Source organism: Kitasatospora sp. NBC_00039 (assembly GCF_045160625.1).
Lineage (GTDB): Bacteria > Actinomycetota > Actinomycetes > Streptomycetales > Streptomycetaceae > Kitasatospora.
The window spans coordinates 3,952,791-3,974,037 of record NZ_CP108289.1 but is presented as its reverse complement, the minus strand read 5'-3'; the positions used below and the strand labels follow the sequence as shown (position 1 = coordinate 3,974,037).

Below are 21,247 nucleotides of genomic sequence, written 5' to 3'. Positions count from 1 at the left end.
TAAGGACATGCCCGAGATGTCCGAGCAGGACCTCGCAGCCGTCAGTCAGCTGCGGTCGTCCACCATGCGCCTCTCCCGTCGCCTGCGTCACCAGCGGGTCGAGGAGTCGCTCAGCCCTACCGAGATGGGGGTGCTGGGCACCCTCGCACGCTGCGGGAAGGCCACGCCGGGTGAGCTCGCCCGGAAGGAGCACGTCCAGCCGCCCTCCATGACCAGGATCGTCGCGATGCTGGAGGAGAAGGGCCTGGTGCGGCGGGAGCCGCACCCGGAGGACCGCCGGCAGGTGGTCGTCAGCAGTACCGAGCAGGCGGAGGTGATCCTCGCGGAGAGCCGTCGCCGGCGCAACGCCTGGCTCGCCGAGCTCGCCGAAGGGCTCGACGAGGAGGAGTGGGCCGTCCTCCGGGAGGCCGCGCCCGTGCTGTACAAGCTCGCACATCTCTGAGGCACGCCTGTTTCCGGTCAGCCGCCGGAGGACGAAGGAGAACCGCATCACCGCAGGACCGAGCACAGACACCAGGAGCGCGACGGCCCCCCGACGGGTCGTCGCGCCGCGAGGGGAGACCACCGTGACACCGCCGGCCGCAGCCAGCGCCGCCGCCATCCGTACCGACGAGCCGACCACCGACCCCGCCGCCGCCTCCGCTGCGGCCGCCGACGCCCAGGCACCCGCCCCCACGGGGCTGCCGGGCAACGGCGACGACGACCCCGACGAACGCACCGCGGCGGTAGACCCCGCCGCTCAAGGCAGCGCCCGCCCGTCGCCCGCCACCACCGCGCGGCCCCTCTCGGCGGCCGCATCCCCCACAGGCGCCCGCTTCACCCGGCCCGGGGGGATGTTCTCCTCGCTGCGCGTCCGCAACTACCGCTACTACTTCGCCGGCCAGGTGGTGTCCAACACCGGCACCTGGATGCAGCGGATCGCGCAGGACTGGCTGGTCCTCAGCCTCACCGGCAGCCCGTTGGCCGTCGGCATCACCACCGCCATGCAGTTCCTGCCGATGCTGCTGCTCGGCCTGTTCGGCGGCGTGCTCGCCGACCGGATGCCCAAGCGCCGGCTGCTGATCTACACCCAGGGCGCGATGGGCCTGCTCGCCGCCGGCCTGGCCGTGCTGACCATCGGCGGGGTGGTCACGCCGTACTACGTGTACGCGTTCGCACTGCTGCTCGGCCTGGTCACCGTGGTCGACAACCCGACCCGGCAGGCCTTCGTCTCCGAGATGGTCGGCCCGAAGGACCTCGCCAACGCGGTCAGCCTGAACGCCGCCAACTTCCAGACCGCCCGGCTGGTCGGCCCCGCCGTCGCGGGCCTGCTGATCGCCGCGGTCGGCAGCGGCTGGGCGTTCGCGGTGAACGCGCTCTCCTTCGCCGCCGTGATCGGCGGACTGCTCGCCATGCGGCAGAGCGAACTGCGCCCGACCGCGCCGATCGCCCGCGAGAAGGGGCAGTTGAGGGAGGGGCTGCGGTACGTGAAGGAGCGGCCCGAGCTGCTCTGGCCGATGGTACTGGCCGGCTTCATCGGCACCTTCGGGTTCAACTTCCCGACGCTGCTCTCCGGTTTCGCCCGTGACACCTTCAAGGTGGGCGCCGGGCAGTACGGCCTGCTGAACACCGCGATGGCGGTCGGCTCGCTGGCCGGCGCCCTGCTCGCGGCCCGCCGCGGCGCGCCCAGACTGCGCGGGCTGGTGGGGGCGGCGCTGGCCTTCGGCACGCTGGAGGTGGTGGCCGCGTTCGCGCCCGGCTACTGGACCTTCGCGGCGCTGCTGACCCTGATCGGGGTGTTCGGGCTGAGCTTCAACACCTCGGTCAACTCCACGCTGCAGCTGGCCACCGACCCGGAGATGCGGGGCCGCGTGATGGGCCTGCTGGTGCTGGTCTTCACCGGCGGCACGCCGATCGGTGCGCCGGTCGTGGGCTGGGTGACGGCCTCGTACGGGCCCCGGCTCGGGCTGCTGGCCTGCGGGTTGGTCTCGGCGCTGGCCGCCGGCACGGTCGGCCTGGTGCTGGCTCGCAGTGCCGACCTCAAGGTCCGGGTCGACCTGCACCCGGGCCGCGGCGGACGAGTGGTGGCCTTCGTGCCGCGCACCAGGGCCACCGTCAAGTCGGAGCTGGCCGCCGCCTGCTGACGGCCGGTCACACCCGGGCGGGCGCGGTGGCCCGCCCGGGGCCGGTGGTCAGAGCCGGATCTCCAGGATCTGGCCGGGCCAGAGGCCGTTCGGCTGCTCGACCTCGAAGGGTTCGGTCTCGGTGAATCCGAGTGCCCGGTACTGGCCGACCAGCCGGCGGTCGTCGCCCGCGTAGCAGTCCACCCGGACCAGGCCGATGCCACGGCGGCGGGCCTCGTCCCGGGCGTCGGCGATCAGCGCGGCGCCGATGCCCGAGCCCTTGCGGGACCGGTCGGTGACCAGGTTGCGGATGTACAGCTCCCGCTCCTCGACGGCCGGGATGTACTGGCCGCGCTCCTCGGACACGACGCAGCAGCCGACGGTGCGGCCCTCGTCGTCCACCGCGAGCCGGATCAGGAACGGCTCGTCGGCGTACTTCCGGATGTGGTCGACCCTGGCCGGGTTGCCGCTGAAGGGCTGGTCGCCCCACTGGCCGGTGCGCCCCCGGGCGGCCAGCCAGGCGACCGCGCCGTCGAGCAGGGAAAGGATGTCGGCGACGTCGTCGGGGCCGCCGGTACGGATCTTCATGAAAATGTTCTAGCTCAAAGAGCCGTGCGCGGGAAGATGACCTCATGAGGCTCTTTGTGGCGGTGCTGCCGCCGGTCGAGGCGTTGCAGGGGCTCTCCGACGCGGTGGCGCCGGTGCGTGGCCTGCCGGGGGCGGACCGGCTGCGCTGGACGACGGTGGAGGGCTGGCACCTGACCCTGGCCTTCCTCGGCGAGGTGCCGGTCGAGCGGTTGCCGGAGCTGGAGGCCGGGCTGGCCGGGGTGGCGGAGGTGCACGCCGTGCACCGGCTGCGGTTCGCCGGGGCCGGGCGGTTCGGCGACCGGGTGCTCTGGGCCGGGGTGGAGGGCCAGACCTGGGCACTGCGGCGGCTCGCCGAGGCGGTGAACGAGGCCACCGCGGACGTGATCGGCGAGGTGGACGCCTTCACCTTCCACCCGCACCTGACCCTGGCCCGGGCAGGCTCCTTGCGCGGCCGGCGGCGGGCGGTGCAGCGGGTGGCCGCGGCGGAGCTCGACTCCCTGGCGCTGGCGCTCGGCGAGTACCGCGGGCCGGAGTGGGAGGCCGCCGAACTGCACCTGATGAAGAGCGAGCCGGACGGCGGCTTCGCGCACTACGAGACGGTCCGCTCCTGGCCGCTGGCCGACTGGAGCTAGGGCCAAGGGCGTCCGGTCGTCAGGGCCAGATCCGCATCGCGGCGGTGGCGACCAGTTCCAGCTCGGCCCGGCTCGCGCCGTCACGGGCGCGCTGGGACATGCCCTGCAGCACGGTGGCGGTGAACGCGGCCAGCGCCGCCGGGTCGGCGTCGGCGGGCTCGTGGCCGGCCGCGATGTCGGCGCGGATCAGGGACTCCAACGCCCGGACGTTGGCGTTGCGCAGCTCCCGTACGGCGCCGGTGACCTCGGGCGAGGTGCAGTTCACCGTCGAGCTGATCACCAGGCACCCCCAGGGGTGGTCCGGGTCGGTGCCCTGGGCCGCGGCCTCGTGCAGCATCCGGGCGACGCCGGCCCGGGCGGTGGGCTCCTCGGCCAGCGCGCGGGGCGCGTACGCGCCGTGGGTCTTGCGGTAGCGGGTGACGACCTCCTCGAAGAGCGCCCGCTTGTCGCCGAAGGCCGCGTAGAGGCTCGGCGGGCGGATGCCCATGGCGGCGGTGAGGTCGGCGACCGAGGTCGCCTCGTAGCCGCGCTCCCAGAAGAGCCGCAGTGCCTGCTCCAGGGCGGCCTCGCGGTCGAAGGAGCGCGGGCGCCCGCGCCGGGGGGTGCTCGTCGTGGGCGTGGTCGCCGGAGTCGTCGCCATGCGGAGATTCTATATCGAGCACTACAGAACACCTGCTACGGTTCCTTTCATTAGCGACCGCTACATAAATGAGGGGGCGTGGCCATGAGCACGCTTGCGGGGAAGACGGCACTGGTGACGGGCGGCAGCCGGGGGATCGGGCGGGGCATCGCCGAGCGGCTGGGGCGGGACGGCGCGCTGGTCGGCGTCCACTACGCCACCAACGCGGCGGCGGCCGAGGAGGTCGTCAAGGTGATCGAGCAGGCCGGCGGGCGGGCCTTCGCGGTCGGCGCCGAGCTGGGCGTCCCCGGCGACGCGCAGGCGCTCTGGGCGGCATTCGACGCGGGCCTCGCGGCGGCCGGCGGTGGCGAGGGCCTGGACATCCTGGTGAACAACGCCGGGATCGGCGTGGCCAAGGGGATCCACGAGGTGACCGAGGCCGACTTCGACCGGGTCTTCGCGGTGAACGCCAGGGCGCCGTTCTTCGTCGTCCAGCAGGGCCTGGGCCGGCTGCGGGACGGCGGCCGGATCGTCAACGTGTCCTCCGGCGTCACCCGGGTGGCGTTTCCGACGGCGGTTTCGTACGCGATGACGAAGGGTGCGCTGAACACCCTGACGCTGACCCTGGCCGAGGAGCTCGGCCCGCGCGGGATCACCGTCAACGCGGTGCTGCCGGGCGTCGTCGCCACCGACATCAACCCCTGGCTGGAGGATCCGGTGGCGCGCGCCCGGGTGGCCGCCTATTCGGCCTTCGACCGGGTCGGCGAGGCGGCCGACGTGGCGGACATCGTGGCCTTCCTGGCCTCCGACGACTCCCGCTGGGTCACCGGGCAGAACCTCGATGCCAGCGGCGGGTCCAACCTCGGCGTCCTGACCCGGCCGGGGTCCGGGTACGCTCGTTGACCGTGGATCCCAAGACTCGTATGCGTATCGTGACCGGCGCCCTGGTGCTGCTGCTGGCCGTCGTGGTGATCAGCTCGCTGGTCAGCAGGTAGCTCCGGACAGCGGAAAGGACCACCGTGGGCGGTGGCCCTTTCCGCGTGCGTCAGCCGGTCAGAGCTGCTCGACCACGTAGTCGATGCAGGCGGTGAGCGCCTCGATGTCCGCCGGGTCGATCGCCGGGAACATCGCGACGCGCAGCTGGTTGCGGCCGAGCTTGCGGTACGGCTCGGTGTCGACGATGCCGTTGGCACGCAGTGCCTTGGCGACGGCGGCGGCGTCCACGGAGTCGTCGAAGTCGATCGTGCCGACCACCTGCGAGCGCTCGGCCGGGTTCGCCACGAACGGGTTGGCGAACGCGGACTTCTCGGCCCAGCCGTACAGGCGGGACGAGGAATCAGCCGTACGGGCGACGGCCCAGTCGAGCCCGCCGTTGCCGTTCAGCCACTCCAGCTGGTCGGCGAGGAGGAACAGCGTGGCGATCGACGGGGTGTTGTACGTCTGGTCCTTCGACGAGTTGTCGATGGCCGTCGGCAGGTCGAAGAACGGCGGGATGTAGCGGCCGGAGCCGGCGATCTCGGCGGCGCGCTCCAGGGCGGCCGGGGAGAAGGACGCCAGCCAGAGCCCGCCCTCGGAGGCGAAGGACTTCTGCGGGGCGAAGTAGTAGACGTCCGTCTCGGTGATGTCGACCGGCAGGCCGCCGGCGCCCGAGGTGGCGTCCACCAGGACGAGCGAGCCCTGGTCGGCGCCGGCCGGGCGCCTGATCGGCATCGCGACGCCCGTGGAGGTCTCGTTGTGGGTGAGTCCGTAGACGTCCACGCCGGCCTCGGCGACCGGCAGCGGGTGGGTGCCCGGGGCGGTCTTGATCACGGTCGGCTCGGCCAGCCACGGGGCGGCCTTCACCGAGGAGGCGAACTTGGACGAGAACTCGCCGAAGTCGAGGTGCTGGGACTTCTCCCGCACCAGGCCGAAGGCCGCGATGTCCCAGAAGGCGGTGGAGCCGCCGTTGCCGAGCACCACCTCGTACCCCTCGGGGAGGGAGAAGAGGCTGCTCACGCCCTCGCGCACGCGCTTGACCAGGTTCTTCACCGGGGCCTGGCGGTGGGAGGTGCCGAGCAGGGCGGTCTCGGTCGCGGCGAGGGCACTCAGGGCCTCGGGGCGCACCTTGGACGGGCCGCAGCCGAAACGGCCGTCTGCGGGCTTGATGTCAGCGGGGATCTGGATCTGAGCCACGCGCGCAGCCTACCGGCCGGGCCCGCCGCGGTGTGCGGTCGGTCCGCCCGCTGAGATGTGATCTTCGCGGCCCGGAGCTGCGGAAACAGCGGGCCGGGCACGAGGCCTGACCCGCTGTTCAGCAGGGGTTTCGTCAGCGCGCGATGGCTGCGTAGCCCTCGATGTCGCGCGGGCTGCGCGGGCCGGGGCCGATGTAGCGCGCGGCGGGGCGCACGAGCCGGCCCGTGCGCTTCTGCTCCAGGATGTGCGCCGACCAGCCGGCGGTCCGGGCACAGGTGAACATCGAGGTGAACATGTGCGCGGGGACCTCGGCGAAGTCCAGCATGATGGCGGCCCAGAACTCGACGTTGGTGGCCAGCACGCGGTCGGGGCGGCGGTTGTGCAGCTCCTCCAGCGCGGCCTTCTCCAGCGCCTCGGCGACCTCGAAGCGCGGCGCTCCGAGCTCCTTGGCGGTGCGGCGCAGCACGCGGGCGCGCGGGTCCTCGGCGCGGTAGACGCGGTGGCCGAAGCCCATCAGGCGCTCGCCCTTGTCGAGGGCGTTCTTCACCCAGGCGGTGGCGTCGCCGGTGCGCTCGATCTCCTCGATCATGCCGAGCACGCGGGACGGTGCGCCGCCGTGCAGCGGGCCGGACATCGCGCCGACGGCGCCGGAGAGCGCGGCCGCGACGTCGGCGCCGGTGGAGGCGATGACGCGGGCGGTGAAGGTGGAGGCGTTCATGCCGTGCTCGGCGGCGGACGTCCAGTAGGCGTCGATGGCCTTGACGTGCTTCGGGTCCGGCTCGCCCCGCCAGCGGATCATGAAGCGCTCGACGACGGTCTCGGCCTTGTCGATCTCGCTCTGCGGGACCATCGGCAGGCCCTGGCCGCGGGCCGACTGGGCCACGTAGGAGAGCGCCATCACGGCGGCGCGGGCGAGGTCGTCGCGGGCCTGCTCGGCGGAGATGTCCAGCAGCGGCTTGAGGCCCCAGACCGGGGCGAGCATGGCGAGGGCGGACTGCACGTCGACGCGGATGTCACCGGAGTGGACCGGGATCGGGAACGGCTCGGCGGCCGGGAGGCCCGGGTTGAACTTGCCGTCCACCAGCAGGCCCCAGACGTGGCCGAAGGAGACGTGGCCGACCAGGTCGTCGATGTCGACGCCTCGGTACCGCAGGGCGCCGCCTTCACGGTCGGGTTCGGCGATCTCGCTCTCGAACGCGACGACTCCCTCAAGCCCGGGTACGAAGTCGGACATGCGACGGCTCCTTCAGTTCTGCGATCGGCGGGCCGCCGTGGTGGGGCGGTACGCCAGTGACCGAATGGTGGTTGGCACTCGGTGCCATCCTCACAGGCACAGAGTGCATTGCGCCATACACCACCGTGGTGATGTTGCCCGCGGGCCCGCTTGACTTTTTGCCCGGAGGCCGGTCGCGCCAGGGAAATCTCCGGAACCAAACCCCAGGTTCCGGACAATTCACCGTAGGCCGGGCGGTCAAGCGGTGGCGAGTCACCTTATCTCCCACCGGGGTTTGTCCGGAGGTAGCGGTGCCGGTTGCTTGTCGTACGGGATGATGTTGACGTGCAGACCCCGGAACGCGCCCAGCCGACGCCCCTGAGCCCCGCCACCCGGATCCTGGCCGACGAGGCCCGGCCCGGGCCGGACCTCACCGTGATGCGCAAGCACTACACGCAGGAGGGCCTGGTCGAGGAGCAGCTCGCGGCCGAACCGGTCGCCCAGTTCACCCGCTGGTTCCACGAGGCGGACGACGCCGGGCTGGCGGAGCCCAACGCGATGGTGCTCTCCACCGCCGACGCCCAGGGGCGGCCGAGCTCGCGGACCGTCCTGCTGAAGGGCTTCGACGCGCGCGGCTTCGTCTTCTTCACCAACTACGGCTCGCGCAAGGGCACCGAGCTGGCGGCCAACCCCCATGCGGCGCTGCTCTTCCCGTGGATCGCGCTGGCCCGCCAGGTGATCGTCCAGGGCCGGGTGGAGAAGGTCGGCCGGGACGAGACCGCCGCCTACTTCCGCACCCGCCCGCACGGCTCGCAGCTCGGCGCCTGGGCCAGCGAGCAGTCCAGCCCGGTCGGCGGCCGGGACGTGCTGGAGCAGCGGTATGCGGAGCTGGAGCGGCGCTACCCGGAGGGCGAGGGGGTGCCGGTGCCGCCGTTCTGGGGCGGGTACCGGGTGATCCCGGAGAGCGTGGAGTTCTGGCAGGGCCGGGAGAACCGGCTGCACGACCGGCTGCGTTACCTGGCCGACCCGTCCGCCCCGGCCGGCTGGCGGGTGGAGCGCCTCTGCCCGTGAGCGGCGGCGTCCGCGAGTGACGGCGTCCGTGGGTTCGGCCTCCGGGGGGTCCGGAGCCCGTGGGTTCGGCCTCCAGGGGTGCGGAGCCCGTGGGTTCGGCCTCCAGGGGTGCGGAGCCCGTGGGTTCGGCCTCCAGGGGTGCGGTGCCCGTGGGTGCGGCCGGGTCGGGCGGGGCCGTGCGCCCCGCCGTGCGCTCCCGCGTGAACCGGCCGCCCTCCGGCGCGATCTGACTCCACGTCATCCGCGACGGTAGCGTGGGGCAAAGGCCCCGGCCGCGGGCCGGAGCCACCACTCCTCCCGAGAGGGTGAGGCAATCGATGAGTGACACCGCCACCCCCACCGCGGCACTCGATCCGGGTGACGACGCCGAGCGCCCGACGCTCGGCCGACTCGCCGAACAGGCAACCGCCTACGTCGGTGAACTGGTGCGCCGGGCAGGCGTGGACGAGGACCGGCCCGGCGCGCTGCCGGTGGCCCGTTTCCAGTCCGCGGTCTGACCGGCCGGTCCGCGCACCGCCCCCCGGGGCGCCACCCTGCGGCGTGACCGCCCCGTGGCGGAACCGGGTGAAAGCCGAGCCGGGATCTTCCCCAGTCCCGGCTCCCCATCGACCCAACTCCCCGGTAGCGTAGGCCGAGTTCGCCGACCGGCCCGGGGGGTGCTGCAAGTGCGGCCGTACTTCTTCTTCAGCTACGCGCGGCGGGACCACCAGGCCGGCGGTGCCTTCGTCGACCAGTTCTTCAGCGACCTCCGGGACGAGCTGGCCCGGATCGAGCCCGCGGTGGGCCCGGGCGAACTCGCCTACCGGGACACCGAACGGCTGCGCGTCGGCGACGACTGGGAGCGGCAGCTCTCCCGGATGCTCGCGGTCAGCCGCACCCTGGTGGCGCTCTACTCCCCGGCCTACTTCGCGAGCCCGTACTGCGGCAAGGAGTGGACGGCCTTCGACGGCCGGATGCGCCGGCACCAGGAGCTGACCGGCGAGGCGGTGCCGGCCCTGATCCCGGTGGTCTGGGAGCCGCCTCCGGCCGACCTGCCGGCCGAGGTGCTGCGGATCCAGTACAGCCAGCACGATCTGGGCGCGGCGTACGTCACCGGTGGGCTGCGCGACCTGCTGCGGGCCGACCCGCACGGGCCCGACTACCGCCGCGTGGTCCGGGCCATCGCCGAGCGGGTGCGGGAGGCGGCCTGCCTGCCGTTGACCGAGCTGCCCCACCTCGACCTGGGCCGGGTGGACGGCTGCTTCCCGGTGCCGGACGCCGCACCGCCGCCGGGGCGCAGCGGCATGGTCCGGATCTTCGTCGCCGCCGGCAGCGTGGCGGCCCGCCCCGCCGCCAGCGCCGAGGACCGGCCGGTGGCCGCCACGGTGCCGGCAGGGGACGAGGGGGCTCCGGCGCCGGCGCAGGACGAAGGCCGGTGCCGCGGTGGGTGGTACGGGGACCGGCCCAGGGACTGGGCGCCCTACCACCCGCCGCGACTTCCCTCGCTGGTCGTGCAGGCCCAGCAGGCGATCACCCGGGCCGGGCACAGCACCACGCTGGACGAGGTCGGCCCCGGTCTGTCCGCCGACCTGGACCGCGCCCGCGAGAACAACGAGGTCAGCGTCCTGCTGGTGGACCCGTGGGCGGCCGGCGCCGAGCACTACCGGCGGGCGCTGCGCGATTTCGACGACCGGAACCACCCCGTCACCGGCGTCCTGGTGCCGGCCGGCACCGACGACCCGCCCGAGGGGCCGGCGCGCACCCGGCTCTGGGGGGGAGTGCGGGACGTGTTCCCGCGCAACTGGCTGCACAGGTCGGGGCCGGAGCCGCTCTTTAGGGTCCGCGTCCAGCGGGAACGCTTCGAAAGTGAACTGCTACGCACCGTTACGGTCGCCCAGAACAAACTGTTAGACGAGGCGGACGAGGCCGATCCGGTTCTGGCCAGGGCCACGTTCGGCCTCGGCCCCGGAGCCGCGGCCATGCCCGGACTGACCATCCCGGCCTGGCCGCCGGCCGTGTCCCCTGATGCAGTCCTGCCCCCGGCTCCCCGGGGGCCCCGCGAAGGAGACTCCGTACGATGACCGCCGACCAGGTGGCCCTGGCGGACGCCGAGTCCGCCGTCCTGTCGACGCCCGGGACCGGATCGGTCGTCACGTTCTACTCCTACAAGGGCGGTACCGGCCGCACCATGGCGCTGGCCAACGTCGGCTGGATCCTCGCCAGCCAGGGCCTGCGCGTCCTGGTGGTCGACTGGGACCTGGAGGCGCCCGGCCTGCACCGGTACTACCACCCGCTGCTGATCGACCCCGAACTCCACGCCACCGACGGCCTGATCGACCTGCTGCGGGCCTACGTCGAACAGGCCCTGCCCGGCCCCGGCGACGCCGCCGCGGCGGCCCCCCGGCAGTGGCTCGCCGAGCCCGGCCGGCTCAACCGCTACCTCTGCGGCCTCGCACTCGACCTGCCCGCCGGCGGGCGGCTCGACCTGATGCCGGCCGGCCGGCAGAACGCCGCCTACTCCGCCGCCGTGACCAGCTTCAACTGGCGCAGCTTCTACACCCGCGGCGACATCCGGGGCGCCGAGTTCCTGTACGCGCTGCGCGAGCAGTGGACCGCCGCGTACGACTACGTGCTGATCGACAGCCGCACCGGGGTCAGCGACACCTCCGGCATCTGCACCGTGCTCATGCCCGACACCGTGGTGGACTGCTTCACCCTCGGCGCCCAGAGCATCCGCGGCGGCGTGGACGCGGCGCACGCCATCGTGGACGCCGACGAGCGCGACATCCGGGTGCTGCCCGTCCCGATGCGGGTCGAGGACGCCGAGCGGGCCGGCCTGGCCGCCGGGCGCGACCTCGCCCACGACGCCTTCGCCCCGTACCTGGACCGCTGGCTGAGCGCCGAACGCCGGGCCGACTACTGGCGGGACGTCGAAGTCCCGTACAAGCCGTTCTACGCGTACGAGGAGGTGCCGGCCACCGTCGTCGACCGGCCGCAGCAGGGCCGCAGCCTGCTCGGCGCGTTCGAACGGCTGGCGGCCTGGCTCACCGACGGCCGGGTCCGCACGCTGCGGCCCGTCCCCGACCGGGCCCGCCGCCGGCTGTACGCGGCGTACCTGCGCACCGGCCGCAGCCGTTCCCGCCAGGTGTACGTCAGCTACGCGCCCGGGGACCGGATGTGGGCCGAGTGGGCCGCCGCCGCCCTGGCCGGCTTCGGCTACCTCGCCTCACTGCACGGCGCCGCGGCGGCGCTGGACGCCGGACCACCGGGTGACAGCGCCCTGCCCGAGGCCGCCGGCCCGCTGGACGGCGACGGCCGGGTGCTGGTGCTGCTCTCGCCCGAGTACGCGGCGTTGCCCCGCGGCCGCGAGATCTGGCGCCGCCTCACCTCCGCCGAGCAGGACGGCGGATCGGCCGGCCTGCTGGCGCTGGCCCTGGCGGCGCCGGGCGAGTGGCTGTCCGGGCCGTTCGCCGGCCACCGGGTGCCCGAGCTGGCCCGCGGCTCCGCCGAGCCGGCCGAGACCCAGCTCTTCGAACTGCTCGGCCCGCCGCCCGGCGCCGGCCGCTGGCTGGAGGCCGACGAGGAGGCCCCGCCCGCCCCCGCCCGCTTCCCGTCGGGCCGGCCCGACGTGGCGAACCCGCCGCCGCGGCTGCCCGCCTTCACCGGCCGCGGCCGGCTGCTGGAGACCCTGCGCGACGGATTCACCCTCAGCCCGGCGGCCGAGCCGATGCAGGTCCTGTACGGCATCGGCGGGGTCGGCAAGTCGCAGACCGCGGTCGAGTACGCCCACCGCTTCGCGCCCGCGTACGAGGTGGTCTGGTGGGTGCCGGCCGAGGAGCCGGCCGGCATCCCGCAGCGGCTCGCCGAACTCGCCCCCGAACTCGGCCTGGACAGCGGCGACGACGTGGCCCTGACGGCCCGGGCCGTGCTGGACGCGCTCGGCCGGGGCCGCCCGTACCGGCGCTGGCTCCTGGTCTTCGACAACGCGGAGGACCCTGAGCAGCTCGCCCCGTGGCTGCCGGCCGGCTCCGCCGACGGCCACGTCCTGGTCACCTCGCGCGACCGGCGCTGGGCCCGGCACCGCGGATGCACCGAGGTCGAGGTGTTCGACCGGGCGGAGAGCATCGAGCTGGTCCGCCGCTTCAACACCGGTGCCGGGGCCGCCGACGCCGACCGGATCGCCGAACTCCTCGGCGACCTGCCGCTCGCCGTCGGCCAGGCGGCGGCCTGGCTGCACGAGACCCCGATGCCGGCCGCCACCTACGCCGAACTGCTGGACGAGACGCTCACCGACATCCTCGACCGGTCGGTCCAGGCGGACGCGGAGTACTCGACCGTCACCGCGGCCACCTGGCGGATCGCCGGCGCCGACCTGCGCCGGATCAACGCCCCCGCCGCCCGGCTGCTGGAGGTCTGCGGCTTCCTCGGACCGGACGCCATCCCGATCCGGCTGCTCTACAGCGCGCCCGTGATCGAGGCCGTCGGGCTGCCCCCGGACACCCCGGACGCCCGGCTCGCGACGGGCGAGATCCTGCGCACCGTCAACCAGTTCAACCTGGCCCGCTACGACCAGGCCGGCGGGACGCTGAGCGTGCACCGGATCACCCAGGCGCTGCTGCGCGACCAGGTCGCCGAGCCCGACCGGGCCCGGGTACGGGCCGTCGTGCACCGCGCGCTCACCCTCGCCGACCCGGGCGACCCGGACGTCCCGGCGAACTGGCCGCGCTACGCCGAACTGCTGCCCCACCTCTGGCCGTCCGGCGCCGCCGGATCCGCCGACCCGGCCGTCCGGCGGTGGATCGTCGGCTCGGTCCGCTACCTGTGGCAGCGCAGCCTGCACGGCGCCGCGCGCGACCTCGCCGAGCGGGTCCTCGCCCGCTGGCACGAGGCGGGCCCGGCCGGGCCCGGGCACGACGGCGGGAACGACGTCCCGACCCTGCTGCTGCGTGTCGAACTCGGCAACGTCCAGCGGCTCCAGGGCCTCGCGGGGGAGGCGTACGAGACCGACCGGGACGTGCTGGCCCGGCTCACCGCCGCCCTCGGGCCCGACCACCCGAACACCATCGCCGTCGCCAACAGCCTCGGCGGCGACCTGCGCCACCTCGGCCGCTACGAGGAGGCCCGGGCGCTCGACAGGGAGACCCTCGCCACCGCGGTGCGGGTGCTCGGGCCGGACCACCCGCGCACCCTGATGAGCGGCAACAACCTGGCCGTGTCCCAGTTCCTCTGCGGGGACTTCGCGGAGGCGGTCCACGGGCACCGGGAGGTCCTGCGGCGCCAGCGCGCGACGCTCGGCGCCGACAGCCCCTACACGCTCTTCTCGGCCGCCAACCTCGCCCGCGACCTGGGCGATGCCGGCCGGCCCCAGGAGGCACTGGACCTCCTGGAGGCCACCGTGCGCGGCTACGCGGGGCTGTACGGCGAGGACCACCACGGCCTGCTGCGGGCCCGCGGCTACCTCGGCGCCGCTCTGCGCCGGCTCGGCCGGTACGAGGAGGCGCTCGCCAACGACGAGGACGTCCACCGGCGGCTTCTCGACCGGCACGGCGCCGACCACCCGGGCACCGCGGCCGCCGCCGCCAACCTGGCCGGCTCGCTGGCCGCGCTGGGTGACACCGGGCGGGCCGTCCCGCCGGGCGAGGACGCCTACCGGTACTGCCGGACCCACCTCGGCGCGCAGCACCCCACCACGCTGACCACGGCCGGGAACCTCGCCGTGCTGCTGCGCCGCGGCGGCCGCACCGCCGAGGCCCGGCAGCTCTCCGGCGAGGCCCTGTCCGGCCTGCGCACGGCCCTCGGCGACCACCATCCGTACGTCGGTATCGCCCTGCTCAACCGGGCCAACGGGCTTGCGCTCGACGGCGGTCCGGCGGCGGCGCTCCCGCTGGAGGAGGAGGCCCTCGCACTGCTGGCCGGGCGGCTCGGCGCGGACCACCCGGACGCCCTGGCGGCCGCGTCCAACCTCGCGCTCACCCTCGCCGCGACCGGTGACCACGACCGGGCGGCCCGGACGGCGGCCGACGCCCTCGCCCGGGCCCGGGAGACGCTGGGCGAGGAGCACCCGGTCACGGTGGCGATCCGGGAGGGGGTGCGGCTGGACCGCGACATCGAGCAGCCCCCGGTGTGATCCCGGCACGGCCACCCGTGTGGCGTGCGACGCCCCGATGCGACCGCCGAGTGGGTGAACTTTCCGCGTGACGTCGCAGCCCGGCGGGGGTAGTGGGCACAGACGTGCACGGAACGGTACGGCGCTGCTGTCCCGCTGCCACTACATTGATGATTGGAGCCGGGCCTTATACCCGGTATCTGCTCTCTCTAACCCCCATCGCGGAAGAGAATCGAACATGACACCCGCACTGGACACCAGGCCCACCAGCGAACTGACGGAGCCTCAGGGCGATGTGGACCGGCTCACTCTGGCCGGTCTCGCCGCACTCGGGTCGGACGAGCTGGCCGCGCGACTCCGACGTGCCCTGCCCGGCTCCGATACCGGTCTGGTGCCGGTCGCGGCCTTCAACTCCTCCATCTGACCAGCCGATCGACCATCGGCTCCGGCTGAAACAGACTGACCATGACGCGATCCCTGCTTCCGTTCACGCAGTTCGTTGTGAAGGTCCACAGCCGGTGCGATCTCGCCTGTGACCACTGCTACGTCTACGAGCACGCCGACACCAGTTGGCGCGCCCGGCCCAAGGTCATCGGCGACGAGGTCCTGGCCAAGGCCGCCGAACGGATCGGCGAGCACGCGGCCGCCCACGGCCTCACCGTCGTCCGGGTCGTCCTGCACGGGGGAGAGCCCCTGCTGGCCGGCCCGGACCGACTGCGCCGCGCCGCCGAGGAGTTCAGGTCCGCACTCCCGCCCGGCTGCGCGCTCGACCTGCGGATCCACACCAACGGCGTGCTGCTGAGCCCCGCCTTCTGCGAGCTCTTCGACCAGCAGGACATCAAGGTCGGCATCTCGCTGGACGGCGACCGCGCGGCCAACGACCGGCACCGGCGGTTCGCCGACGGCCGCAGCAGCCACCCGCAGGTGCTGCGGGCGGTGGCCCTGCTCCGGCGGCCCGAGTACCGCCACCTCTACGCCGGCCTGCTCTGCACCGTCGACGTCGACAACGACCCGGTCGCCGTCTACGACGCATTGGCCGAACTCGACCCCCCGGCCGTCGACCTCCTGCTCCCGCACGCCACCTGGGACCAGCCGCCGAAGCGCCCCGCCGACCGGGGGGAGAACCCCTACGCCGCGTGGCTGCTGGCCGTCTACGACCGCTGGGAGGCGGCCGGCCGGCCGTTCGCCGTCCGCACCTTCGACTCGGTCCACCGCACCCTGCACGGGCTCTCCAGCCTCACCGAGTCACTCGGCCTGGAACCCGCCGCGCTGGTCGTGCTGGAGACCGACGGCACCTTCGAACAAGCCGACAGCCTGAAGACCGCGTACGACGGCGCGCCCGCCACCGGTCTCGACGTCTTCACGCACAGCCTGGACGAGGTCGCCCGGCACCCCGGCATGGTCGCCCGGCAGTCCGGGCTGGCCGGCCTCAGCGCCACCTGCCGGGCCTGCCCCGTCGTCCGCTCCTGCGGTGGCGGTCTGTACGCCCACCGCTACCGGGCCGATGGTGGTTTCGACCACCCCTCCGTCTACTGCGGGGATCTCATGACACTCATCAACGGAATCGCCGACCGCGGCGAGCCGGCCCCCGGGCCCGGCGAGGCCGCGCGGCCGGCGGCCGTCCAGGCAGTTCCCGCGCAGGCCGGTGAGCCGGCCGTGCCCGCGGGCCTCACCGACCGCCGGCTCGACGAGCTGGCCCACGGCCACGGCGGCGCGGACACCGTCCGGGCCCTCGTCCGATCCCAACTCGCGCTCACCCGCGCCATGCTGGCAGCCGTCTGGGGCACCTCCGGGCTGCGCTCCTCGGCCGCCTGGGAGCTGCTCGCCGACCTCGACTCCGCCGCACCGGCCGCGCTGGACACGGTGCTCGGGCACCCGTACGCCCGGGCCTGGGCGGCCCGGCGGCTCGGCGGGGACCCCGGCGCCGGGCTCGGCCGGCTGGCCGAGCTGGCCGGCGCCGCGGCCGTCCGGGCGGGGCGCGGCGACGCCGTGGCCGTCCCGGTCCGGGCCGGCGCCCTGCACCTGCCGACGCTGGGCCGGCTCGCCCTCCCGGGCGGCGAGGCGGTGGTCACCGGCACCGGCGGCGGCTTCACCGTCCGCACCGCCGACGGCGAGGTGCTCACCATCGGCGCGGGCCACGGCGACCCGCGCTGGGAGCCGGTCCGGCACGTCCGGCTGGCCGGCGGCTGGACGCTCGCCCTGGAGGACACCGACCCGCAGCGCGACAGCCACCAGTGGCCGGTCGGCGACCGCCTCGACGAGGCCGAACTGCACGCCTGGACCGGGGCGTTGCGCGAGGCCGTGGAACTGCTCGACCGCGACATGCCGGCCTACGCCCAGGGCCTGCGCACCGGCCTGACCACCGTCACCCCGCTGTGCCCCGGCCCGGCCGGGCGGGACGTCAGCGCCGCCGCCAGACAGGCCTTCGGCGCGGTCGGGATCGCCCGCCCGGCCACCGCGCCGATCCTCGCGCTGCTGCTCGCGCACGAGTTCCAGCACGTCAAACTGGGCGCCGTGCTGGACCTGGTGGACCTCTACGACCCCGCCGACGGCACGCTGTACGACGCGCCCTGGCGGCCCGACCCGCGCCCGATCGAGGGTCTGCTCCAGGGCACCTACGCCCACCTCGCGGTGACCGCCTTCTGGGGCACCCGGACCGCCATCTACGACGGCCTGCCCGGCACCGCCGCCGAGCACGCCCGGGCGCAGTTCGCGCTCTGGCGCCGGTACACCGCCGAGGCGGTCGAACGGCTGGCCGGCTCCGGCTCGCTGACCCCGGTCGGCCTGCGCTTCGCGGACGGCATGCGGGAGACGGTCGGGCCCTGGCTGGACGTGCGGCTGCCGAAGGCGGCCGAGGACGCCGCCCGGCAGGCCCGGCAGGACCGCCGGCCGACGGTGCCCACCGGCTGACCGCACCGGCGGGAGTCGGTCGGCGGGAGGCGGCGGGGCCGGCCACCACAGGCAGACCACGACCGGCCGGGACGGCCACCGACCACCACCGGACGACCACCACCACCGGCCGACCACGACCACCGGCCGGCCACTCCAGGCCGGTCTCAACTGGCCGAACACGAGCGGCGGTTGCCGGGTGCCCTGCCACCCGGCGCGCCGTCTCGGAGGTACGCTCGCCCCTACCCCAGCCGGCTCCGGAGACCCCTCTCCGGGCCCTTCACCCTCGGGAACCGCCATCCCTCACGAACCGAGTCCCGCGCCTCCCCAGCGGGACATATCCGAAAATAAGCTGACCCGGGCCGTGCTCACCCGTCAGCTCACCGATCTCGGTGTGCGGCCGGGGGACGTGCTCCTCGTGCAGGCCTCACTGCGGGCGATCGGCCCGGTGGAGGGCGGCAGCGCCACGGTCCGCGAAGCGCTGCTGGACGCGCTCGGAGGGCCCGAGCGGGGCACCCTGGTCGCCTACACCGCCACCCCGGAGAACTCGGACACCTCCCGGCTCGTCACCACCATGATGGCGGGCTGGACGCCCGGGCAGGTGGCGCGGTGGCGTGCGGCCATGCCCCCGTTCGACCCGGCCGAGACGCCCTCCTCACGGACCATGGGCATGCTCTCCGAACTGGTCCGCACCCACCCCGAGGCGGTCCGCAGCACCCATCCGCAATCCTCCTTCGCGGCCGTCGGGGCCCGCGCCAAGGAGATCACCGAACTGCACCCGCTGGAGTGCCACCTCGGCCCGGAGTCCCCGCTCGGCCGGATGTACGAGATCGGCACCCGGGTGCTGAGCATCGGCGTCGAGCTGGCCAAGTTCACCGCCTTCCACCTGGCCGACCTGCGGATGCCGAACCTGCCCGTCCGGCACTACGGCTGTGTGGTCAGGGACGGCGGCCGCAGCCACTGGATCCGCTTCGACGGCCCGCTCCTGGACGACCTGCACTTCCAGACCCTGGGCGAGGAGGTGCTGCGGCGCGCCGCCGGCGTGGTGACCGGGCGGGTCGGGGCCGCCGACTGCCGGCTGATCCCGATGCGCGAGGCGGTCGACCTGGCCGTCGGTATCCTGCACGAGCGCCCCGAACTCCGGCCCGGCGCACCGCAGCTCGGCTAGGGCTTGTCTGACCGTTCGCGTCGCACCAGTGCGCGGCGGGATTTGTCGGACAAGCCCTGGGCCCGGCCCCGTGGCAACGCCACCCAGGCGGTCCGCAGCGTCGCGGACGGCCGCGGCACACTGCTCTCCGGGGCGGGCCCGTCCCACCCCGCCCGCCCCGGCGTACGGTTCACCGCCTCTGCGGTGCCCGCCCAGTTGTACCGTTCACCACCTCTGTTGTGCCCGCCCGTGGCGGGCTCCGCCGCGGCCTGCGCCGCGCCCTCATGTCGTTCCGTCCCCCGGACACCCTCGCCGGGGGTTGCCCCCAGGGAATTGTCATGGCCGCTGCCCACCGTCCCGTCGCCTCCCGTGGCGAAGAACCCGAACTCACCGCATCGGACCTGGCCCGCGAACTCGCCTCACTCGGCGTCCGGCCGGGCGGGGTCCTGTTCGTCCAGGCCTCGCTGCGCAACCTCGGCCCGGTGTGCGGCGGAGCCGCCACCGTGGTCGACGCACTGATGGAGGCCGTGGACGCGCCGGACCGGGGCACCCTGGTCGCGTACACCGCCACCCCCGAGAACTCCGCGACCTCGCGCCTGTACATCGCGGCCACGGCCGGGCTCTCGGCCGAGGGGATCGCCGACTACCGGGACCGGATGCCGCCCTTCGACCCGGCCACGACCCCCTGCTCGGCGACGATGGGGGTGGTGTCCGAGAAGATCCGCACCCGCGCCGGGGCACTGCGCAGCTCCCACCCCCAGACCTCCTTCGCCGCCCTCGGCCCGCGGGCCCGGGAGATCACCGCGGACCACCCCCTCGACTGTCACCTGGGGGAACGTTCCGCCCTGGGCCGGCTCTACGACCTCGACGCGAAGGTCCTGCTGCTCGGCGTCCCGATGTCCCGGTTCACCTCCTTCCACCTGGCGGATCTGCGGATGCCCGACATACGGCACCGCGAGTACTACTGCCGGGTCCAGGAGGGGTGGGTGGCCTTCAAGGCACCCGACCTGGACGACGTGCACTTCGCCGGGCTGGGGGAGGAGGTCCTGAGGAGCGCCACCGGGATAACCGAGGGCCGGGTGGGCGGCGCCCGCTGCCACCTGGTCCCGATGCGCGAGGCGGTCGATCTCGCGGTGGGCATCATGCGGGCGGGCCGCGCCTCCGGCCGTGGCGCATAGGGGCCGTGCGGGGGCAGTCGTTTCGGTCATGTCAACTCGTGTGGCCCACTGTGCTATTCCATTGGACCCTCAGTCGTTCCTACACTGAAGCCCCGCGTACGGGGACTCGCGGGAAAGAGGTTGCCGGCGGGCCAGGGGGAGGCGCGTGTGAACGATCATGGCTGGGACGAGGACTCCGCCCGGCCGTACTTCTTCCTCAGTTACGCCCACACCCCGAAGGCCGGCGCGCGCGGCGCCGGTGATCCCAACCACTGGGTGCGGCAGCTGTACCGCGACCTCTGCGAAGCGGTGCTGCAACTGACCACCGTGCCTGCGGGCGTGCCGGTCGGGTTCATGGACGAGTCCATGCACCAGGGGGAGTTGTGGGCCGAGCGGCTCTCCGAGGAGCTGGCCACCTGCCGGGTCTTCGTGCCGCTGTACTCGCCGCGGTACTTCAACAGCCTGCCGTGCGGGCAGGAGTGGCACTCATTCACCCAGCGGCCGGTCTACCCGGCCAATCTCGACTCGGAGCGGACCAGCGGCATCGTGCCGGTGCTCTGGGCGCCGATGAGCCGCTACAAGCTGCCCGGGGTGGCGAGCGAACTCCAGTTCAACCACGCCAGTTTCGGCCCGGACTACGCCACCGAGGGCCTCTACGCGCTGATGAAGCTCAGCTACTTCCGCTCCGCCTACGAGCTGGCCGTGCACCGGCTGGCCCGGCGGATCGTCGAAGTGGCCGAGGAGACGGTGATCCCGGTCGGGCGCCGGCTCGACTTCAACGCCCAGCCCAGCGCCTTCAACGTCACCGCGCCGACCAAGCAGCTGCGGATCTCCGTCCTCGCCTACCGCCGGGGCGAGGTGCCGCAGAACCGCAACTGCGACTACTACGGCGCCCGGCGCACCGACTGGCACCCGTACCGGCCGGCCGCCGCCCGCCCACTGGCCGAGCACGCGGTGCGGCTCGCCCGGCAGTTGGGGTTCCAGGCCACCGTGCACGAGTTCGACGGCGAGGCCGAGGCGATCATCTCCGGCGGCGAACCGGTCGCGCCCGGTCTGCTGCTGCTGGACCGCTGGGTGCTCCAGGACGAGCGGTGGAGCGAGCTGGTCCGCCGCTTCGACAGCTCCGACTGCTCCTGGGTGAGCGTCCTGGAACCGTGGAACCTGGACGACCCGGACTGCGTGGAGAAGCACCGTGAGATAGGCGAACTCAGCGACCGTGTCCTGCGGTTCACCCACCGGTCGGTCCGGCCGAGCTTCCTCGGCGCCACCGGCGGGCCGCCCGGGCTGGGCAGCCTGGAGGAGTTCGACGACGCACTTCCCCGGGCCGCCATGAAGGCCAAGTACGCCTTCGAGAGCCGTACCAGGACCGAACCGGAGGAACCACCGGCGCCGCGCCCCAATCTGCGGGACGCTTTCCGGAACGGACGCGGCCGGGACGGGCCCGAACCCTTCGCCTACGACGACGACCAGCCAGCACGCGACTTAGGCGAACGCCCGGACGACGGGACGCCGCCCGGGGGAGGAACCACATGAGCGAGCGGAGCGAGCGATTCATTGAGGGCTGCGCGTTTC

General features: G+C 73.9%; 17 protein-coding genes. 13 read left to right on the top strand and 4 right to left on the bottom strand.

What is annotated here, in order from left to right; translation table 11 throughout:
- Positions 1-7 precede the first annotated feature (7 nt).
- Complete coding sequence (locus OG286_RS17500; RefSeq protein WP_396324415.1) at positions 8-442, top strand: MarR family winged helix-turn-helix transcriptional regulator; 435 nt, start codon at positions 8-10, stop codon at positions 440-442.
- A gap of 124 nt (positions 443-566) precedes the next feature.
- A complete protein-coding gene (locus OG286_RS17495) occupies positions 567-2,123 on the top strand; it encodes an MFS transporter (RefSeq protein ID WP_405361018.1) in 1,557 nt (518 codons plus the stop codon).
- 48 nt (positions 2,124-2,171) lie between these two features.
- On the opposite strand, the gene OG286_RS17490 is transcribed toward OG286_RS17495, so the two are convergent.
- The gene (locus tag OG286_RS17490) at positions 2,172-2,690 is read right to left on the bottom strand and encodes a GNAT family N-acetyltransferase (protein ID WP_396324417.1); all 519 of its coding nucleotides are present in this window, start codon (positions 2,688-2,690) and stop codon (positions 2,172-2,174) included.
- Positions 2,691-2,734: 44 nt separating this feature from the next.
- On the opposite strand from OG286_RS17490, the gene thpR reads away from it, so the two are divergent.
- Positions 2,735-3,322, top strand: coding sequence for an RNA 2',3'-cyclic phosphodiesterase (gene thpR, locus OG286_RS17485; protein WP_396324418.1), 588 nt, complete (start codon positions 2,735-2,737; stop codon positions 3,320-3,322).
- A gap of 19 nt (positions 3,323-3,341) precedes the next feature.
- Here the strand turns inward: thpR and OG286_RS17480 are convergent, their stop codons facing one another.
- The gene (locus OG286_RS17480) at positions 3,342-3,962 is read right to left on the bottom strand and encodes a TetR/AcrR family transcriptional regulator (RefSeq protein WP_396324419.1); all 621 of its coding nucleotides are present in this window, start codon (positions 3,960-3,962) and stop codon (positions 3,342-3,344) included.
- 84 nt (positions 3,963-4,046) lie between these two features.
- Between OG286_RS17480 and OG286_RS17475 the strand changes: the two genes are divergently transcribed.
- Positions 4,047-4,844: an SDR family oxidoreductase gene (locus OG286_RS17475; RefSeq protein WP_396324420.1), complete on the top strand. Its 798-nt coding sequence runs from the start codon at positions 4,047-4,049 to the stop codon at positions 4,842-4,844.
- 150 nt (positions 4,845-4,994) lie between these two features.
- Here OG286_RS17475 and serC read toward each other — a convergent pair whose 3' ends face one another.
- Positions 4,995-6,113, bottom strand: coding sequence for a phosphoserine transaminase (gene serC / locus OG286_RS17470; RefSeq protein ID WP_405365453.1), 1,119 nt, complete (start codon positions 6,111-6,113; stop codon positions 4,995-4,997).
- 133 nt (positions 6,114-6,246) lie between these two features.
- Positions 6,247-7,347 (bottom strand): citrate synthase 2, encoded by a 1,101-nt coding sequence (locus OG286_RS17465; protein WP_396324422.1) that lies wholly within the window; start codon positions 7,345-7,347, stop codon positions 6,247-6,249.
- A 417-nt stretch (positions 7,348-7,764) separates the two neighbouring features.
- On the opposite strand from OG286_RS17465, the gene pdxH reads away from it, so the two are divergent.
- The 9 genes from pdxH (at position 7,765) to OG286_RS17420 (ending at position 21,208) form a co-directional block, all read left to right on the top strand.
- Complete coding sequence (pdxH, locus tag OG286_RS17460) at positions 7,765-8,397, top strand: pyridoxamine 5'-phosphate oxidase (protein WP_396324459.1); 633 nt, start codon at positions 7,765-7,767, stop codon at positions 8,395-8,397.
- A 317-nt stretch (positions 8,398-8,714) separates the two neighbouring features.
- Positions 8,715-8,894, top strand: a complete 180-nt coding sequence (locus OG286_RS17455; RefSeq protein ID WP_396324423.1) for a hypothetical protein — start codon at positions 8,715-8,717, stop codon at positions 8,892-8,894.
- A 168-nt stretch (positions 8,895-9,062) separates the two neighbouring features.
- Positions 9,063-10,457, top strand: coding sequence for a TIR-like protein FxsC (locus OG286_RS17450; protein ID WP_396324424.1), 1,395 nt, complete (start codon positions 9,063-9,065; stop codon positions 10,455-10,457).
- Entirely contained in the window at positions 10,454-14,503 is a 4,050-nt protein-coding gene (gene fxsT / locus OG286_RS17445; RefSeq protein WP_405365451.1) for an FxSxx-COOH system tetratricopeptide repeat protein, read from the top strand. Before OG286_RS17450 ends, fxsT begins: the two co-directional genes overlap by 4 nt.
- 217 nt (positions 14,504-14,720) lie before the next feature.
- Positions 14,721-14,906 (top strand): hypothetical protein, encoded by a 186-nt coding sequence (locus OG286_RS17440; RefSeq protein ID WP_396324426.1) that lies wholly within the window; start codon positions 14,721-14,723, stop codon positions 14,904-14,906.
- A 41-nt stretch (positions 14,907-14,947) separates the two neighbouring features.
- Positions 14,948-17,392, top strand: coding sequence for an FxsB family cyclophane-forming radical SAM/SPASM peptide maturase (locus OG286_RS17435; RefSeq protein WP_405361025.1), 2,445 nt, complete (start codon positions 14,948-14,950; stop codon positions 17,390-17,392).
- Between the two features lie 343 nt (positions 17,393-17,735).
- Positions 17,736-18,539 carry an aminoglycoside N(3)-acetyltransferase gene (locus OG286_RS17430; protein WP_396324428.1) on the top strand — a complete coding sequence of 268 codons (804 nt, stop codon included), beginning with the start codon at positions 17,736-17,738 and terminating at the stop codon, positions 18,537-18,539.
- A gap of 317 nt (positions 18,540-18,856) precedes the next feature.
- On the top strand, positions 18,857-19,696 hold the full coding sequence (locus tag OG286_RS17425; protein WP_396324429.1) for an aminoglycoside N(3)-acetyltransferase: 840 nt from the start codon (positions 18,857-18,859) through the stop codon (positions 19,694-19,696).
- 147 nt (positions 19,697-19,843) lie between these two features.
- On the top strand, positions 19,844-21,208 hold the full coding sequence (locus tag OG286_RS17420) for a TIR-like protein FxsC (RefSeq protein ID WP_396324430.1): 1,365 nt from the start codon (positions 19,844-19,846) through the stop codon (positions 21,206-21,208).
- The last annotated feature ends 39 nt before the right edge of the window (positions 21,209-21,247 follow it).

Excerpts from the sequence above, each read along its gene's own strand:
- OG286_RS17500 (WP_396324415.1), top strand. The coding sequence starts at position 8 with ATGCCCGAGATGTCCGAGCAGGACCTCGCAGCCGTCAGTCAGCTGCGG.
- OG286_RS17490 (WP_396324417.1), bottom strand. The coding sequence starts at position 2,690 with ATGAAGATCCGTACCGGCGGCCCCGACGACGTCGCCGACATCCTTTCC.
- thpR (WP_396324418.1), top strand. The coding sequence starts at position 2,735 with ATGAGGCTCTTTGTGGCGGTGCTGCCGCCGGTCGAGGCGTTGCAGGGG.
- OG286_RS17480 (WP_396324419.1), bottom strand. The coding sequence starts at position 3,962 with ATGGCGACGACTCCGGCGACCACGCCCACGACGAGCACCCCCCGGCGC.
- OG286_RS17475 (WP_396324420.1), top strand. The coding sequence starts at position 4,047 with ATGAGCACGCTTGCGGGGAAGACGGCACTGGTGACGGGCGGCAGCCGG.
- OG286_RS17465 (WP_396324422.1), bottom strand. The coding sequence starts at position 7,347 with ATGTCCGACTTCGTACCCGGGCTTGAGGGAGTCGTCGCGTTCGAGAGC.
- pdxH (WP_396324459.1), top strand. The coding sequence starts at position 7,765 with ATGCGCAAGCACTACACGCAGGAGGGCCTGGTCGAGGAGCAGCTCGCG.
- OG286_RS17455 (WP_396324423.1), top strand. The coding sequence starts at position 8,715 with ATGAGTGACACCGCCACCCCCACCGCGGCACTCGATCCGGGTGACGAC.
- fxsT (WP_405365451.1), top strand. The coding sequence starts at position 10,454 with ATGACCGCCGACCAGGTGGCCCTGGCGGACGCCGAGTCCGCCGTCCTG.
- OG286_RS17440 (WP_396324426.1), top strand. The coding sequence starts at position 14,721 with ATGACACCCGCACTGGACACCAGGCCCACCAGCGAACTGACGGAGCCT.
- OG286_RS17435 (WP_405361025.1), top strand. The coding sequence starts at position 14,948 with ATGACGCGATCCCTGCTTCCGTTCACGCAGTTCGTTGTGAAGGTCCAC.
- OG286_RS17425 (WP_396324429.1), top strand. The coding sequence starts at position 18,857 with ATGGCCGCTGCCCACCGTCCCGTCGCCTCCCGTGGCGAAGAACCCGAA.